We start from the raw sequence: 15,029 nt of genomic DNA on the forward strand, positions 1-15,029 counted from the left end.
GCACCGGCGCTTGCCAGTAAGGGGAGTTCGATGAAGCGCGGCACCTCACGTGACATCCGCACCGCGAACCGCTACGAGGTACTGCGCCAGATCATCGCCGAATCGCCCACCTCCCGGCAGGAGCTGGCCGCCGCAACCGGGCTGAGCCTGGCCACCGTGGCCACGCTCGTCGGTGAGCTGCTCGACCTCCGCATGATCACGGAGGTCGGGTTCGAGGACTCGGCGGGAGGCCGCCCCCGGGGACTCGTGGCCGTCAACGCGTCGGGGGGCGCGTTGATCGGCGTCGACATCGCGGAGACGTACGTCCATGTCGAGCTGTTCGATCTCGCGCTGAACGTCCTGGCCCGCGCCGACGAGAACATGCGGCCCGGCGAGAGCCTCCCGCAGCAGGTCGTCGTCCATGTCGCCGCGGCCGTCGGCTCGGTGGTCGCGCAGGCCGGCATTGAGGGCGCGCGCGTTCTCGGCGTCGGGGTGAGCGTGCCGGGGCAGGTGGACCGCGACACCGGGGTCGCCGAGTACGCGCCCAACTGGGACTGGCACGATGTGCCGCTTCTCGACCTGCTCTCCGAGGTCATCGCCTACCCCCTCTACCTGGACAATCCGCTGCGGGCCGGCGCGGTCGCGGAGATGTGGTTCGGGGCGGCGCGGGGGCGCGGGGACACGGTGGTGGTCAACCTCGGAACAGGCGTCGGTGCCGGGCTCGCGCTCGGCGGGGGGCTGTACCGGGGGGTGAGCAACAGCGCCGGCGAATGGGGCCATACCACGCTCGTCCTGGACGGGCGACTGTGCCGCTGCGGCAACCACGGCTGTGTGGAGGCCTATGTCGGCGCGGCCGGAATCATGCTGAACCTGCGGGAGTTGAGCCCGCAGAGCCCGCTGCTCCACCCGGACGACCAGACAGCCACGATCGACGCGCTGGCGCTCGGCGTGAGCGCGAACGACCCCGTGGCCCTCAAGGTCGTACGGGAGACGGCGCGTTACATCGGCGCCGGCATCGCCAACCTGGTCAACGTCCTCAACCCCGAAGTGGTCGTGCTCAGCAGCTGGGTCGCCCGCACGCTCGGCGAACCCCTGCTGCACGACGTGCGCGACGCCGTCGGGCGGCACGCGCTCAGGCGTCCGCTGGCCGCCACCGAGATCGTCCTCTCCTCCATCCCCACCGACCCGGCGTGCCTGGGCGCGGCCACGTTCGCGCTCGAAGGCGCACTGCAGTCCCTGGGGCAGAGGACTGCCGCAAAGCGCGCCACCCCGGCGAGGAGCCGTAATGCACCACCTTCTTGACGACGGAAGGGATGCGTGCGACTCACCCGCGAGACCGCTGTTCTCGTCCGGCGCCCGCCCCTTGTCGCGTCCGGCATTCCGAACGCCGTACAACGCTTCGTGCAGACTTCGTCCAACCCCTTGCCGAAGGCTTAGCCGAAGGTTAACGTCCCCGCACCGCAAGCCGAATTGGGCCATCGGTTGAGCCACCGGCCATCGAGCCGTGGAGCCGCAGCCGCAGCACCACTCAAGACAAGGACGTCAAAATGTCGGCACTGAGCAACAGAAACTGGGACCGCCGGACCGTACTGCGTGCCGCGATGGGGCTGGCCGCCGCCGGAGGGCTCGCCGCGTGCGGCAGCAACACCGGCCGGGACTCGGGCGACAGCCTCGTCCAGTACTTCCACGCGTACGGCGAGGCGGGCACCGAGCAGGCCATCAAGCGGTACGCGAACGCGTACGACAACGCGGACGTGACCACGCAGTGGATCACCGGGTCGAACTTCGAGAGCAAGCTGTTCGCGGCGCTGCTCACCGACTCGGCGCCCGACGTGTTCGAGTTCCACCCGCAGTACCAGCTCATCGACAGCGGTCAGGTGGCCGACCTCACCGACCTGGTCGAGCCGGTCAAGGACGACTTCAACCAGGCGGACATCGCCTCGCACACGGTCGACGGCAAGATATACGGCATCCGCATGATCGACGACCCGCAGTTCTTCTTCTACCGCAAGTCGATGCTGGAGGATGCGGGCGTCCAGCCGCCGACCACGCTGGAGGAGCTGCTGGAGGCTGCCGCCAAGCTCACCACCGACGACGTCAAGGGCCTGTTCCTCGGCAACGACCTGCACGCCGTCATCCAGCCGCTGATCTACGCGGCCGGCGCCGACACCCTCGACGACAACAACAAGATCGCCTACCACACGGACGGCGTCGTCGAGGGCATCAAGCAGATGCGCAAGCTGTTCACCAGCGGCGACCTGCTCCTCGACGCCCCGGCCGACTTCTGGGACCCGTCCGCGCTCAACCAGGGGCTGTGCGCCATCCAGTGGTGCGGCATGTGGGCCATGCCGCAGTTCCAGGAGGCGCTCGGCGACGACCTCGGCATCATGCCGTTCCCGAAGATCGGCGACGCCGGCCAGCCGGCCGTCTACAACGGCGGCTGGTCGATGTTCGTCAACGCCAAGAGCGACAAGGTCGACGAGGCCAAGGAATACGTCAAGTGGCTGTGGATCGACCAGAAGGACTACCAGGAGGACTGGGCCCTGTCCTACGGCTTCCACATCCCGCCGCGCACCTCGATCGCCGAAAGCGCCGAGAAGCTCAAGTCGGGTCTGCCGGCCGAGGGCGTCAAGCTGTTCAACGAGTACGGCAAGTTCGACCGGATCGGCTGGACGCAGGCGATGATCACCGCCACGGAGGACGTCTTCGCCAACAGCGTCCGCAAGGGCAATGACCCGGAGGCCGAGCTCGACAAGTGCGACGACAAGGTCAACTCCGAGCTCAAGAAGCTCTTCGGATAAGCCCCGGACGGATTTCCGCGATGTCGACAACCACCAAGCTCGACCACGCGCCCCCCGCCGCGGCCAAGGCTCCCAAGGCCGGGCCGTGGCGGGGGCTGCGGGGCAGCCGTACCTTCAACTTCTGGCTCTTCACCGGCCCGTTCCTCGCCGGGCTGCTGATCTTCGTCTACATCCCCATCGGCTGGAGCATCTACCTCAGCTTCTTCGAGGCCCGGTTCACCGTGACGCCGGAGAAGTTCGTCGGCTTCGACAACTTCCGGGAGATGCTGAGCAACGACGACTTCATGGGCTCGCTCGTCACCTTCACCGTCTTCGCCGCGATCATCGTGCCCACCACCTGGGCGCTGTCGCTGGGTCTGGCGCTGCTGGTGAACCGGCTGCGGTTCATGCGGGCGTTCTTCCGGTCGGTGTTCTTCCTGCCCACCGCGGTCAGCTATGTCGCCGCGTCACTGATCTGGAAGATGTCCATCTTCAACGGCGTCCGCTTCGGCCTCGCCAACACCGTGCTGGGCGTGTTCGACGTCGGGAACGTCGCCTGGCTCGCCAACCCCGATCCGCCGTGGTACTGGCTGGTCATCGTCACCGCACGACTGTGGCTGCAGTGCGGTTTCTACATGATTCTCTTCCTGGCCGCGCTGCAGAACATCCCGGGCGAGCTGTACGAGGCCGCCGCGATCGACGGTGCGAAGCGGGGCTGGCAGACCTTCTGGTACATCACGCTGCCGCAGCTGCGCGCCACCTCCACGGCCGTGATCCTGCTGCTGCTCGTCGCGGCCTATCAAGCCTTCGACGAGTTCTTCAACCTGCTGGAGCGCACCACCTGGGGCCGACCACCCCTCGTCGAGCTCTACTACATCGCCCTCGGCGAGGAGCAGGACTACGGCAGAGGCAGCGCCGGTGCCGTGATCCTGACCTTGCTGATCTGCACCGTGACCCTGTTCCAGGGCAGGATCATGGGCTTCGGAAGGGGTGAGGAGGCCAAGTGACCACCACCACACCACGGATCGACAAGCCACGCGGCAAGCGCCGTGGCGGAGTGATGAGCTCCACCGGCCTCTACATCGCCACGAGCGTCGCCGCCGTCCTTTTCCTGATCCCCTTCTACCTGCTGATCCGCAACTCGCTCTCCACCGACCAGGAGATCACCGGCTCGGACTGGCAGTTCTTCCCCACGGACATCCAGTGGAGCAACATCACCGAGCCGTTCGACGACCCCACGGTCGACTTCGCCCGCGCGATGTGGAACTCGATGGTCGTCGGCACCCTGCACACGGTCGGCGTGCTCCTCGTCTGCTCGCTGGCCGGTTACGGTCTCGCCCGTATCCCCTACAAGCACGCGAACAAGATCTTCTACGCCGTCCTGGTGACCCTGATGGTCCCGGCCGCCGTCACCTTCGTGCCGAGCTTCGTCCTCGTCTCGTCCCTCGGCTGGGTGGACACTTACCGAGGCCTCATCATCCCGGGCCTGTTCAGCGGTTTCACCTGCTTCCTCTTCCGGCAGTACTTCCTGGGGTTCCCCAAGGAACTGGAGGAGGCGGCGCGGGTGGACGGGCTCGGCTACTGGGGTGCGTACTGGCGTGTCGTCGTACCGAACTCGCTGAACTTCTTCGCGGCGATCGCCACGATCACCTTCATCAACGGCTGGAACGCCTTCCTGTGGCCGCTGGTCATCGGCCAGGACCCCAGTGCCTGGACGGTCCAGGTGGCGCTGTCGTCGTACATGACCAACCAGACCGTCAACTACCACCTGATCTTCATGGCCACCGCCATCTCCATCCTGCCCCTGCTGTTCGTCTTCCTCTTCCTCCAGCGCTGGCTGGTCCAGGGGATCGCACAGACCGGCATCAAGGGCTGACGCCCTCCACCGAAACCTTGGAGACCGATGTCTTTCCGTCCATCCACGGCCATCGACTACGTCGAGGACGTCGGGCCGGGCAGCGGGGCCCTGCCGCCCCGCGCCTGGTACGCGTCCCCCGACGCCGCGTCTCTCTCCCTCAACGGCAGCTGGCGCTTCCGCCTCTCCGCGACGGCGGACGCCGAGGACGACTCCTTCGCGGAGGAGGGATACGACACCGGGGACTGGGCCGAGGTCACGGTCCCCGGCCACTGGGTCCTCCAGGGTGACGGTGCCTTCGGTTCACCCGTCTACACCAACCATCTCTACCCCTTCCCGGTCGACCCGCCCCACGTCCCGACCGAGAACCCGACCGGCGACCACGTCCGCCTCTTCGACCTGCCGGCGGACTGGCCCGGCGACGGCGGCGCCGTCCTGCGCTTCGACGGCGTGGAATCCTGCGCCCGCGTCTGGCTGAACGGCACGGAACTCGGCGAGTTCAAGGGCTCCCGGCTGCCGCACGAGTTCGCGGTCGGGCCGCTGCTGAAGCCGGCCGGCAACGTCCTCGCCGTGCGGGTGCACCAGTGGTCCGCGGGGTCGTACCTGGAGGACCAGGACCAGTGGTGGCTGCCCGGCATCTTCCGTGACGTCACGCTGCTGCACCGCCCGGCGGGCAGCGCGGGCGACTTCTTCGTGCACGCCTCCTACGACCACACCACCGGCGAGGGCACCCTGCGCGTCGACTCCGACGTCGACGGCCGGGTGACCGTGCCCGCCCTGAACGTCGATGTCGCGACGGGCGAGCCGGTGACGGTGCCGGTGCGGCCGTGGACGGCGGAGACCCCGTATCTCTACGACGGGGTGCTGGCGACGGAGGGCGAGCGCGTCCCGCTGCGCATCGGCTTCCGGACGGTCGCCCTCGAAGACGGGCTGATCAAGGTCAACGGCAAGCCCCTCCTCTTCAAGGGCGTCAACCGCCACGAATGGCACCCGGAGCAGGGCCGCGCCCTCGACCTGGCGACCATGCGCGAGGACGTGCTGCTGATGAAGCGGCACAACCTCAACGCCGTCCGCACCTCGCACTACCCGCCGCACCCGGCCTTCCTGGACCTGTGCGACGAGTACGGCCTGTGGGTCATCGACGAGTGCGACCTCGAAACGCACGGCTTCACCGAGCAGGCCTGGCGCGACAACCCCTCCGACGACGACCGCTGGACCCCGGCCCTGCTGGATCGCGCCGCCCGTATGGTCGAACGCGACAAGAACCACCCGTCGGTCGTCATCTGGTCCCTCGGCAACGAGGCGGGCACCGGCCGCGGCCTGACCGCGATGGCCGAGTGGATCCACGGCCGGGACGATTCGCGGCTCGTTCACTACGAGGGCGACATCGACTGCCGTGACACGGACATGTACTCGCGGATGTACGCCGACCACGCCGAGGTCGAACGGATCGGTGAGGAACTGGACGGCGGCACCCACAAGCGGCGCCGGCTCCCGTTCATTCTCTGCGAGTACGGCCACGCCATGGGCAACGGCCCCGGCGGCATCGCCGACTACCAGCGGCTCTTCGAGTCGTACGACCGGCTCCAGGGCGGCTTCATCTGGGAGTGGATCGACCACGGCATCACCCACCCCGAGCTGGGCTTCGCCTACGGCGGCGACTTCGGCGAGGAGTTGCACGACGGCAACTTCGTCTGCGACGGGCTGATCTTCCCGGACCGCAGGCCGTCGCCGGGTCTGATCGAGTACAAGAAGGTCATCGAGCCCGTCCGCATCGAGGGCGACGGCGCGGACGGCACCGTACGGGTGACGAACGGGTACGACTTCGCCGACCTGTCGGCGCTGGCCTTCGAGTGGTCGTATCAGGTGGACGGAGAGACGGTCGAGGCCGGGGCGCTGAACGTGCCCGCGCTCGCGCCCGGCGAGTCGGCCGAGGTGAAGCTGCCGCAGCCGGACGGGCCGAGCGGTGAGGCTCAGTGGACGGTCCGGGCGCTGCTGGCGGACGACACCGCCTGGGCCCCGAAGGACCACGAGGTGGCGTGGGCCCAACTTGCCGTGGCAGAACGGGTGAAGCCCTCCGTCGCGGCCGTCGGCCGCCCCACCGCGAGCGAGCAGCTCATCCACCTCGGTCCCGCCTCCTTCGACGCGCGCACCGGCGCGCTCAAGACCATCGGCGGCCTCGATGTGACCGGTCTCCGCCTCGACGTATGGCGGGCCCCCACCGACAACGACGACGGGGCACCCTGGCAGTCGGACGTCCGGTTCGGTGTGCTGTGGCGCAAGTTCGGCCTGCACCGCATGCGACACCGCCTGGACGCGGTGGAGCCGGCGGACGACTCCCTCACCGTGCGGACCCGGGTGGCGCCCGCCGCCTGGGAGGTGGGCCTGGACACCGTGTACCGCTGGACCTCCGACGGGACCCGGCTGAAGCTCACCGTCTCCGTCCGCCCCGAGGGCGACTGGAGCGTGCCGCTGCCCCGGCTCGGCATCCGGTTCGGACTCCCGCGGGCCGACCGGGTGAAGTGGTTCGGCGGCGGGCCGGGCGAGGCGTACCCGGACACCAAGTCGGCTTCCAAGCTGGGCCGTTGGCACTCGACCGTGGACGAGCTGCAGACGCCGTACGTCCGTCCGCAGGAGAACGGCGCCCGCGCCGACGTCCGCTGGGCGGAGCTGGGCGGGCTGCGGATCGAGGGCGACCCGGAGTTCTACTTCAGCGCGCGCCGCTGGACGAACGAGCAGCTGGACGCGGCCGGGCACCTCACCGATCTCACGCCCGGAGAGACGGTATGGGTCAACCTCGACCACGGGCAGCACGGCATCGGCTCCCAGTCCTGCGGTCCCGGCCCGCTGCCGCGGTACTTCCTGCGGGCCGAGCCGGCGGAGTTCTCGTTCGTGTTCTCCACGAGCGACGAGTCCTGAGGGATCGACGAGTCCTAGGTGGTCGAGGAGTTTCGGGTGATCGAGGAGTTTCAGGTGATCGAGGAGTCCAACTGGCCGAACCATTAATCCATTGACCGATTGATCGACATTCTGCGACGGTCATGACGCACCCGCGGCCGGTCGGCCCTTTCAGCCGACCGGCCGCAACTCGTGTTCGAGCCATGTTCGAGCTAGGGAGTTCACGACGTGAGCGGAAGCATCGAGGTCCGCGGCCTGTCCCGCACCTTCCACACCACCGTCCGCCGCCCGGGTTTCACCGGCACACTGCGGTCTTTGGTCGACCCGGAGCGGGTCGCCAAGCACGCCGTGCAGGACATCACCTTCGACGTGGCACCCGGCGAACTCCTCGCCCTGCTGGGCCCGAACGGCGCCGGCAAGTCCACCACCATCAAGATGCTCACCGGCATCCTCACACCGACGTCCGGCGAGTGCCGGGTCGCGGGCGTGGTGCCGTACCAGGAGCGGGAGCGCAACGCCCGTAACATCGGCGCGGTGTTCGGACAGCGCACCCAGCTGTGGTGGGACCTGCCGGTGCGCGAGTCGTTCGCGATCCTGCGGGACATCTACGAGGTGCCGAAGGCCGAACACGCGGCGAGGCTGGAGGAGTTCGACGACCTCCTGGACCTCTCCTCCTTCTGGGACACCCGGGTCCGCCACCTCTCCCTCGGCCAGCGCGTCCGCTCCGACCTGGCCGCCGCCCTGCTGCACGACCCGCCGGTGGTCTTCCTCGACGAGCCGACCATCGGCATGGACGTGGTGGTCAAGGAGCAGGTGCGGGAGTTCCTCCGGTACCAGGTCGAACAGCGCAGCCGTACGGTCCTGTTGACCACGCACGACATGACCGAGGTCGAGCGGCTCGCCGAGCGGGTCGTCCTGATCAACCACGGCCGGCTCGTCCTGGACGGCAGCCTCGACGACATCCGCCGCAAGTTCGGCTCGACGTGGCAGGTACGGGCCACGCTCGCCGACGCGCACACCGACGTCGTACCGCTGCCGGGCATCGCGGTGCTGCGGCGGGACGGCCCGCGGGTCGTCTTCGGGCCCGACGGACCCGACGCGCCCACGGTGCACCAGGCGCTGAAGACGGTCATCGAGCGGTACGAGGTGACGGGCGTCGCCATCGACGAGGCCGACCTGGAAGATGTGATGCGGGCCGCCTACGTCCACGCCGAGGCGGTCTGACGTGGCCGTTCTGCACGCCTGGCGGGCCGCCCGCGTCACCCCTCTCGGCGAGTTGCACACGCCGCCCCGGATGACCGCCGTGCTGGTCCGGCTGGCCGTGCAGGTGGTGCTGGTGGCGTCGCTGTGGCACGGCCTGTACTCGCACACCTCCACCACCGCCGGCCTCGACGAGGGTCAGGCGGTCACGTACGCCGTGCTGGCCGTACTCGCCTCCCGGCTGCGGGAGCTGGACCAGTACGCGGGCCGGGACACCGTGCTGCAGCACATGCACTTCGGCACCATCGTCTACTGGTACCTGCGCCCGCTGCCGCCCCAGCGGTACTACGCCCTGCGTGCGCTCGGCGAGCAACTGTACGGGCTCGCGTGGGCGCTGGGCGGGTTCGCGGTCTGTCTGGCGGCCGGCGTGGTCGAACCGCCCCGGTCGGCCGCCGTGGCGGGGGTGTTCGCGGTCAGTCTGCTGCTCGGCCAGTGGGTGCTGTACTACGTGATGCTCGTCCTGGACCAGATGTGTTTCTTCACCATCCGCAACAACTCCGCGATGCTGATCCTGATCTTCGTGCAGAACCTGCTGTCCGGGGTCTACGCGCCGCTGTGGTACTTCCCGGACTGGTTCATCACGCTGAGCGGTTTCCTGCCGTTCCAGGCGACGCTGAGCGTACCGCTTTCGATCTACGTCGGCCGGATCCAACTGGCCGACGCGGGCGTCCAGTTGGCCGTCCAGGCGGCCTGGGTCGTCGTGCTGGCGCTGTTCACCCGGTGGGTGTGGCGGCAGGCCGCACGGCGCGTGATCTCGCAGGGGGGCTGAGATGTCGTTGAAGGCTGTGCGCATCGTGTGGCGCATCTCGCTGCTCAACATCCGTTCCGCGATGGAGTACCGCACAGAGTTCCTGCTGAACATCGCGGCCGGCGCGATCTGGCAGGTCTCGGTGATCGTCTTCGCGACGGTGCTGCTGGCCCGGTTCACCGGGATGGGCGGCTGGGACAGCTCGGACGTGCTGCTGATCCCGGCGATCCGGATGCTGGCGCACGGGCTGTTCGTCCTGGTGCTGGGGCGACTGCACTTCATCGGCCGGCAGATCCAGGAAGGCATGATCGACGTCTATCTGGTCCGCCCCATGCCGGTGTACCGCCAGGTCCAGCTCGCCTACTTCCCGACCAACGCGATCGGCGACCTGACCGTCGCGGCGGGCCTGATGGCGGGCGCGCTCAGCCGCAGTCACCTGGACTGGACGGTGGGCCGGATCTCGTACCTGATCGCGGCGGTACTCGGCGGCATGCTCCTGGAAGCGGCGCTGTTCGCCGTCGTCGCCTGCGCCGCGCTGCGCTTCCCGGCCGCCGACTACTGGAGCCGCTGGCTGGAGGAGCTCCTCGGCACCTTCGGCAGCTACCCCCTCAACGTCCTGCCGAAGGCGGTGGGCGGCTTGCTGACGTACGGCCTTCCGCTCGCGTTCGTCGCCTACTTCCCGGCCGCCGTCCTGACCGGCCACGGCCACACCACCGGCGTCCCGTACTGGCTGGCGGCGGCCTCCCCGCTGCTGGGCGTACTGGCGTATCTCGCGACCCGGCTGCTGTGGCGGTGGAGCCTCAGGCACTACGCGGGTGTGAACGGGTGACGGAGCCGACCCGGGCACAGCCCGCTCGTCGCGCCGAGCGTGTGTTCCGGCCCTGCGCGGGCCCTCCCTTCGACGCGAAGGCGCGAAGGGTGTACGTGTCAACCGGCGCCCGACCGCCCTATCGGCGTGAACAGCCCTGCGACCGCGATCAGTACGCAGCAGCCGCCCGCGACGAGCGCGACGGGTGCCGTTCCCTGGCGTTCCGCGGCCCAGGTGAGGACGGCCGCGCCGACCGGGGCCGCGGAGTACTGGAGCGTCCAGAAGGCCGAGGTGACCCGGCCCAGCAGGGGCTCCGGGGTCACTTCCAAACTCGCCTCCGGGGAGGGCGATCCGGAAGGATGCGCGAGGCTGTCGTACCGCCATGTACTCGGATTCGACAAGCTCCTGCTGGTCGACGGCGGCCCCCGGCACATGCTGCGCGCCCATCTGTGGCATCCCGGCACGGGCGGGATCGGCACGGAGGACATCCACAACCACCGTTCCCCGCTGGCCTCTTACATCGTCCGGGGACGGCTGGCCATGGAGTTGTACGAGGTGCGGGGCGACGGCCAGATCGCGGCGGACCGGTACGAGGAGTCCCTGGCGGAGCAGTCGGCGGACTGGCGGCTGGTACCGGCGGGCCCGGCCCGGCTGCGGCTGACGCATGTGGGGCAGTACGCGGCGGGCTGCTCCTACGCCCTGCCGCCGCACACCCTGCATCGCGCCTGGTGCGACACGGACGGGCCGACCGTGACACTGTTCCTGGAGACGGGGAGCGAACGGCGGCGCGGCACCGACGTGTTCACGGCGGCGGGCCCGCATCCGGGGGCGGTGGCGAAGGTGCCGCTGAGCACGGCGGACTACCTGGGTGCGCTCGGCTCTCTGGCGGAACTGCTCAGGGGTTCATGAGGGCCTGGCGTACGACGTCGAGGTTGTAGTCGTCGATGTCGACCCGGGTCAGCTCGGACGGCCGCAGCCAGATGTGCTCCTGGTCGGGCTGGGGCAGCCTGATCTCCCCGGACAACGGCCGGACCAGGAAGTTGTCCTGCCAGTTCTTGATCTCGCGTCCCCGGTAGTCGCTGACGAAGGACGACTCGCCGACCTTGCGGACGATCTCGCCGAGCAGCCCGGTCTCTTCCTTCAGTTCGCGCAGCGCGCCGTCCTCGGGGCTCTCCCCCGGCTCCAGCTTCCCGCACGGCACGCCCCACACCCGCGGCAGGAACCGCTCCTTCTCGCTGCGGCGCACCAGCAGCACCCGCTGGTCGTCGTTCATCACGACGGCAGCCGCCAGTCGCCTGTCGCCGGGGATGTCCATGGCCATGGTTCCTCGGTCCCTCGCCGGTGATGAGTACAAAGGTTGTGATACCCGCGAAAGTATCCACGGTACCAGCCGGCCCGTTTCCGGTCTGTGCCGTCGGTCTCACGGGGCAGTCGGGCTCACGAGGTAGTCGGGCTCACGGGGTACGGGCCAACGCCTGCACGTCCGCGACCGAGGGCGCCGCGCCCCGCGGTGTGCCGCCCGCCCGGATACCGGCGACCGTCTCCAGGGCCGCGCCGAGCGCCCGCCGGTACAGCAGCGAGCCCAGGCTGATGCGCCGCACGCCGAGGCCGGCGAGAGCGGGGACGGTGGGGCCGGTGGGTGAGTAGAGGATGTTGAGCGGTACGTCGAGACGCTTCACCAGCCGGGCGATCTCCTGGGGATCGGACAGCCCGGGTACGAACACGCCGTCGGCGCCCGCCTGTTGGTAGGCGTCGACGCGGCTCACAGTGTCCTCGCCGTCTCCGAGCCAGTGCGCGTCGGTGCGCGCGTTGACGAAGAGACCGGGCGCCGCCGACTTCACCGCGGCGATCTTCGCCGCATGCCGGTCCACGGGCCCGAGGCGGTCCTCCAGATTGATCCCGACGGCGCCGACGACCGCCAGCTCGCGCGCGTACTCCCCCACCTCGTCGGGGTCGTCGCTGAAGCCGTCCTCGGCGTCCACCGAGAGAAGGAACGGCTCCGAGCCGAGAGTGAGGGCGAGTTGCAGAGTGCGCTCCCGCGTCGCCGAAACGCCGTCGGGCACACCGACGGCAGCGGCCACCCCGAGGCTCGTCGTCGCGACCGCGGGGAACCCCTGGGCGGCGAACGCGGACGCCGAGGCGTGGTCCCAGGCGTTGGGCAGCAGCAAAGGCTCAGCTGCGTGGTGAAGGTCGGCGAAGCTCATACCGGGCACCGTACGTGCGGGTTGCTTCGGCTCCCGCCGAACTGTTTTCGGCGGGAGCCGAACTGTTCCGCCGGGATCAACTGTTCCTGCCGGATCAGCAGCCCGCCGGCTCTCCGGCTCTGCGCCGCACGCAGATACTGCGGGGGCAACGGAAGACTGTGCCTCTCGTCGGCTCCGCCGATCCGGGCGATCGCTTAGCCTGCCAGACATGCTGATGAATGACATGGGCGACGGCAGCCGGGAGCGACTGTCATCGCGCACCTGGTGGAACGCAGCAATGTTCGCAGGCATCCTCAGCGCGATGGTGGCTCTGGGCGGCGTTGCAGCGACCGTCCTGCCGGGCTCCGACATCGCCATGCGTGTAGTGAGCGCGGCTCTGGCCGTCGTTGGCGCCACCGGAGCATGGGCGGCCCTGCGCAGCTATCGCAACCGCGGCGGAAAGCTGTTGGCTCTTGCCCTGACGTGTGCTCTGGGGAGCACCGCGGCGCTGGTCGCACTCCGCAGCGTGGCCTGAATCGGAGCCGGTGCCTGCGTCACACGGGCCGTAACCCGGATCACGACACGTTCCGGCGTGTGTTCACTGACCACGCGCGAGTGATCCGGAACGAATGACCCCGGCGCGCTGAGGACGGCCCAAGCAAGGCTCAGCGTGTCGGCTGCCCCGTCTGTGCGTCGCTCCCGCGTGGCGCATGGGCGGAGCCTCTTCCATGCCCGCTGAAGTGCGGCTGTGCTCCAGAACTGGAAGTTATGAGTGTTGGGGTCGGCGAGGACCGCCCAGTCGGTGCCGTCCGGGTTGCGGCGGTCACGGTCTTGGACTCCGGCACGGTGATGAACATCCGGCCCGCGCCCTCGATCAGGGCATCCCCGTCGTCGGGCTTGTCCGGGCAACGAAAAGGACGCGCAGGTCGGGGCAACCTTCCGGCGGCCGGTGGCGACAAGAGGGCATGACATCCGCAAGACAAACGTCAAGCCACCGCCGTAACCGGGTGGCCCGCAAGCCCGTCATCGCCGGTATCGCCGCGGCCGGGGCCCTCGTGGGCGCCTGGTATGCCACGGCCGGCGCGGCGACGCCCGCACCGAAGCTGACGCCGACCAGCACCAGCGTCACTCTCCCTGCCAAGTTCCGCTACCTGTCAGCCGGGTACAACAACAGCCGCGAGTGGACGCGGACGGCGACCGCCGTCGCGCCGAACGGCAGCCTGCGTGTCGCCTGGCCCGCCGCGGACGGCATCCATGTGACGCCGCTGACGTCGGCGGGGAAGCGCTCGGGTACGGACACCGTCGTCAAGGGCGCCAAGGAGGTCGGCGGGCTGGTCGCGCACAATGACGGCTTCGCGCTGCTGACCCGGGTGGCCGACACCAACAAGTGGAAGGAGACGGCGGCAGCGATCATCCGTTACACAAACGGCAAGCAGAGTTTCCGCACCAAGCTCACCGGCACCGCCTCCCACGACACGGCCCCGCTGCTGGACGGGCAGCTCACCTGGAACGGCAAGAAGTACGGCGCGTACTTCGTCGTGCACGGCGCGGGCGGCTTCGCGGACGGCCACTTCGGCGACAAGCTGTCGTACGTCGGCCCCAGGGGCGCCAAGCTCAGCGGTGGCTGGAGCTGGGGGTGCAGCCACAACGAAGGCATCGCCCTGCACGCGGAGGCCACCGGCGCCTTCACCTCCCTCTGCTTCGACGACTGGCGTTCGGGCCTGTTCGTGTCGACCGGGATCGGCGCTCCGGACAACGCGCCCGTCGTGCAGCGCGAGCAGTGCTGGGCGGGGTACTGCGGCGGCACGTTCCCGGGCCGTACCGGCGATCTGGTGAGGTCGTCCAGCGGCCGTTACGCAACCGCTTTCGCCTCCCGCGGCGCCGCGTCCGCGAAGAAGAACCCGGACGACTCCAGCGGCCGTGGCTGGACGGTGAAGCCGAATACCAGCACGCACCAGGTGGCGGTGGCCTTCCTGAAGAACCGCAGCACCAAGGCGGGCAAGACGATCTACCTCACCAGCGCCAAGGGCACGGAACACGTCAACGTCCGCGTCGCCCCGTACGGCAAGAACCGCCTCCTGCTCTCCTGGGAGTCGCTGAAGAACGCCAAGTGCGCGAGCGGCGCCTGCACCGGCACCTTCACGGGCACCCACCTGCGGCTCATCGACTGGAACGGCAAGTTCCAGAGCGCGGACAGCGTCGTCGGCACCCGCATCACGGGCGACATCGCGGTCCAGAAGGACGGGACGCTGACCTGGGCGTCCGTGCCCGTCACCCCGTCGTACGCGACCCCCCTCACCGGCGCGTCCCCGACCACGAAGACGCTGAAGATCGCCCGCCTCACCCCCTAGCGGCGGCCCGCCCGCCGGACAGGTCCCAGGGCGTGTTCCGAACGTCCCGTCGTCCGCCCGGAGGGCGGGCCCCGCGGCGGCGTAGGGGCGGCGATGGGGCCTCCCGCCCGAGCCGCGCAAAGCGCGATTCGGGCGGGAGGGGGCGCGGGGCCCGGATCCTGGCGCCG

At 69.3% G+C, this 15,029-nt stretch carries 14 protein-coding genes; 12 read left to right on the forward strand and 2 right to left on the reverse strand.

Going from position 1 to position 15,029, the window contains the following annotated elements; translation table 11 throughout:
• Positions 1 to 30: 30 nt before the first annotated feature.
• The 9 genes from GFH49_RS00155 (at position 31) to GFH49_RS00195 (ending at position 11,237) form a co-directional block, all read left to right on the forward strand.
• On the forward strand, positions 31 to 1,281 hold the full coding sequence (locus tag GFH49_RS00155) for an ROK family transcriptional regulator (protein WP_155053658.1): 1,251 nt from the start codon (positions 31 to 33) through the stop codon (positions 1,279 to 1,281).
• A gap of 245 nt (positions 1,282 to 1,526) precedes the next feature.
• Entirely contained in the window at positions 1,527 to 2,780 is a 1,254-nt protein-coding gene (locus GFH49_RS00160) for an ABC transporter substrate-binding protein (protein ID WP_155053659.1), read from the forward strand.
• Between the two features lie 20 nt (positions 2,781 to 2,800).
• Positions 2,801 to 3,766, forward strand: coding sequence for a carbohydrate ABC transporter permease (locus GFH49_RS00165; RefSeq protein WP_155053660.1), 966 nt, complete (start codon positions 2,801 to 2,803; stop codon positions 3,764 to 3,766).
• Positions 3,763 to 4,635, forward strand: a complete 873-nt coding sequence (locus GFH49_RS00170; RefSeq protein WP_155053661.1) for a carbohydrate ABC transporter permease — start codon at positions 3,763 to 3,765, stop codon at positions 4,633 to 4,635. Before GFH49_RS00165 ends, GFH49_RS00170 begins: the two co-directional genes overlap by 4 nt.
• 27 nt (positions 4,636 to 4,662) lie before the next feature.
• Entirely contained in the window at positions 4,663 to 7,533 is a 2,871-nt protein-coding gene (locus tag GFH49_RS00175) for a glycoside hydrolase family 2 TIM barrel-domain containing protein (RefSeq protein WP_155053662.1), read from the forward strand.
• 207 nt (positions 7,534 to 7,740) lie between these two features.
• Positions 7,741 to 8,736: an ABC transporter ATP-binding protein gene (locus GFH49_RS00180; RefSeq protein ID WP_155053663.1), complete on the forward strand. Its 996-nt coding sequence runs from the start codon at positions 7,741 to 7,743 to the stop codon at positions 8,734 to 8,736.
• Position 8,737: 1 nt separating this feature from the next.
• Positions 8,738 to 9,541 carry an ABC transporter permease gene (locus GFH49_RS00185; protein WP_155053664.1) on the forward strand — a complete coding sequence of 268 codons (804 nt, stop codon included), beginning with the start codon at positions 8,738 to 8,740 and terminating at the stop codon, positions 9,539 to 9,541.
• Position 9,542: 1 nt separating this feature from the next.
• Positions 9,543 to 10,349 carry an ABC transporter permease gene (locus GFH49_RS00190; RefSeq protein WP_196217801.1) on the forward strand — a complete coding sequence of 269 codons (807 nt, stop codon included), beginning with the start codon at positions 9,543 to 9,545 and terminating at the stop codon, positions 10,347 to 10,349.
• Positions 10,350 to 10,475: 126 nt separating this feature from the next.
• Positions 10,476 to 11,237 (forward strand): hypothetical protein, encoded by a 762-nt coding sequence (locus GFH49_RS00195; protein WP_230396077.1) that lies wholly within the window; start codon positions 10,476 to 10,478, stop codon positions 11,235 to 11,237.
• Here the strand turns inward: GFH49_RS00195 and GFH49_RS00200 are convergent.
• Positions 11,224 to 11,649: an NUDIX hydrolase gene (locus GFH49_RS00200; protein ID WP_155053665.1), complete on the reverse strand. Its 426-nt coding sequence runs from the start codon at positions 11,647 to 11,649 to the stop codon at positions 11,224 to 11,226. The genes GFH49_RS00195 and GFH49_RS00200 overlap by 14 nt on opposite strands.
• A 133-nt stretch (positions 11,650 to 11,782) precedes the next feature.
• Positions 11,783 to 12,532, reverse strand: a complete 750-nt coding sequence (locus tag GFH49_RS00205; RefSeq protein WP_155053666.1) for an isocitrate lyase/PEP mutase family protein — start codon at positions 12,530 to 12,532, stop codon at positions 11,783 to 11,785.
• A 208-nt stretch (positions 12,533 to 12,740) separates the two neighbouring features.
• On the opposite strand from GFH49_RS00205, the gene GFH49_RS39170 reads away from it, so the two are divergent.
• The 3 genes from GFH49_RS39170 (at position 12,741) to GFH49_RS00215 (ending at position 14,862) form a co-directional block, all read left to right on the forward strand.
• The gene (locus GFH49_RS39170) at positions 12,741 to 13,046 is read left to right on the forward strand and encodes a hypothetical protein (RefSeq protein WP_196217802.1); all 306 of its coding nucleotides are present in this window, start codon (positions 12,741 to 12,743) and stop codon (positions 13,044 to 13,046) included.
• Positions 12,995 to 13,144 (forward strand): DUF7848 domain-containing protein, encoded by a 150-nt coding sequence (locus GFH49_RS41710; RefSeq protein WP_155053667.1) that lies wholly within the window; start codon positions 12,995 to 12,997, stop codon positions 13,142 to 13,144. Before GFH49_RS39170 ends, GFH49_RS41710 begins: the two co-directional genes overlap by 52 nt.
• A 332-nt stretch (positions 13,145 to 13,476) precedes the next feature.
• Positions 13,477 to 14,862, forward strand: a complete 1,386-nt coding sequence (locus tag GFH49_RS00215) for a hypothetical protein (protein ID WP_155053668.1) — start codon at positions 13,477 to 13,479, stop codon at positions 14,860 to 14,862.
• The last annotated feature ends 167 nt before the right edge of the window (positions 14,863 to 15,029 follow it).

It is taken from the genome of Streptomyces blattellae, from assembly GCF_009709555.1.
Lineage (GTDB): Bacteria > Actinomycetota > Actinomycetes > Streptomycetales > Streptomycetaceae > Streptomyces > Streptomyces blattellae.

Excerpts from the sequence above, each read along its gene's own strand:
- GFH49_RS00155 (WP_155053658.1), top strand. The coding sequence starts at position 31 with ATGAAGCGCGGCACCTCACGTGACATCCGCACCGCGAACCGCTACGAG.
- GFH49_RS00160 (WP_155053659.1), top strand. The coding sequence starts at position 1,527 with ATGTCGGCACTGAGCAACAGAAACTGGGACCGCCGGACCGTACTGCGT.
- GFH49_RS00165 (WP_155053660.1), top strand. The coding sequence starts at position 2,801 with ATGTCGACAACCACCAAGCTCGACCACGCGCCCCCCGCCGCGGCCAAG.
- GFH49_RS00175 (WP_155053662.1), top strand. The coding sequence starts at position 4,663 with ATGTCTTTCCGTCCATCCACGGCCATCGACTACGTCGAGGACGTCGGG.
- GFH49_RS00190 (WP_196217801.1), top strand. The coding sequence starts at position 9,543 with ATGTCGTTGAAGGCTGTGCGCATCGTGTGGCGCATCTCGCTGCTCAAC.
- GFH49_RS00200 (WP_155053665.1), bottom strand. The coding sequence starts at position 11,649 with ATGGCCATGGACATCCCCGGCGACAGGCGACTGGCGGCTGCCGTCGTG.
- GFH49_RS00205 (WP_155053666.1), bottom strand. The coding sequence starts at position 12,532 with ATGAGCTTCGCCGACCTTCACCACGCAGCTGAGCCTTTGCTGCTGCCC.
- GFH49_RS39170 (WP_196217802.1), top strand. The coding sequence starts at position 12,741 with ATGCTGATGAATGACATGGGCGACGGCAGCCGGGAGCGACTGTCATCG.
- GFH49_RS00215 (WP_155053668.1), top strand. The coding sequence starts at position 13,477 with ATGACATCCGCAAGACAAACGTCAAGCCACCGCCGTAACCGGGTGGCC.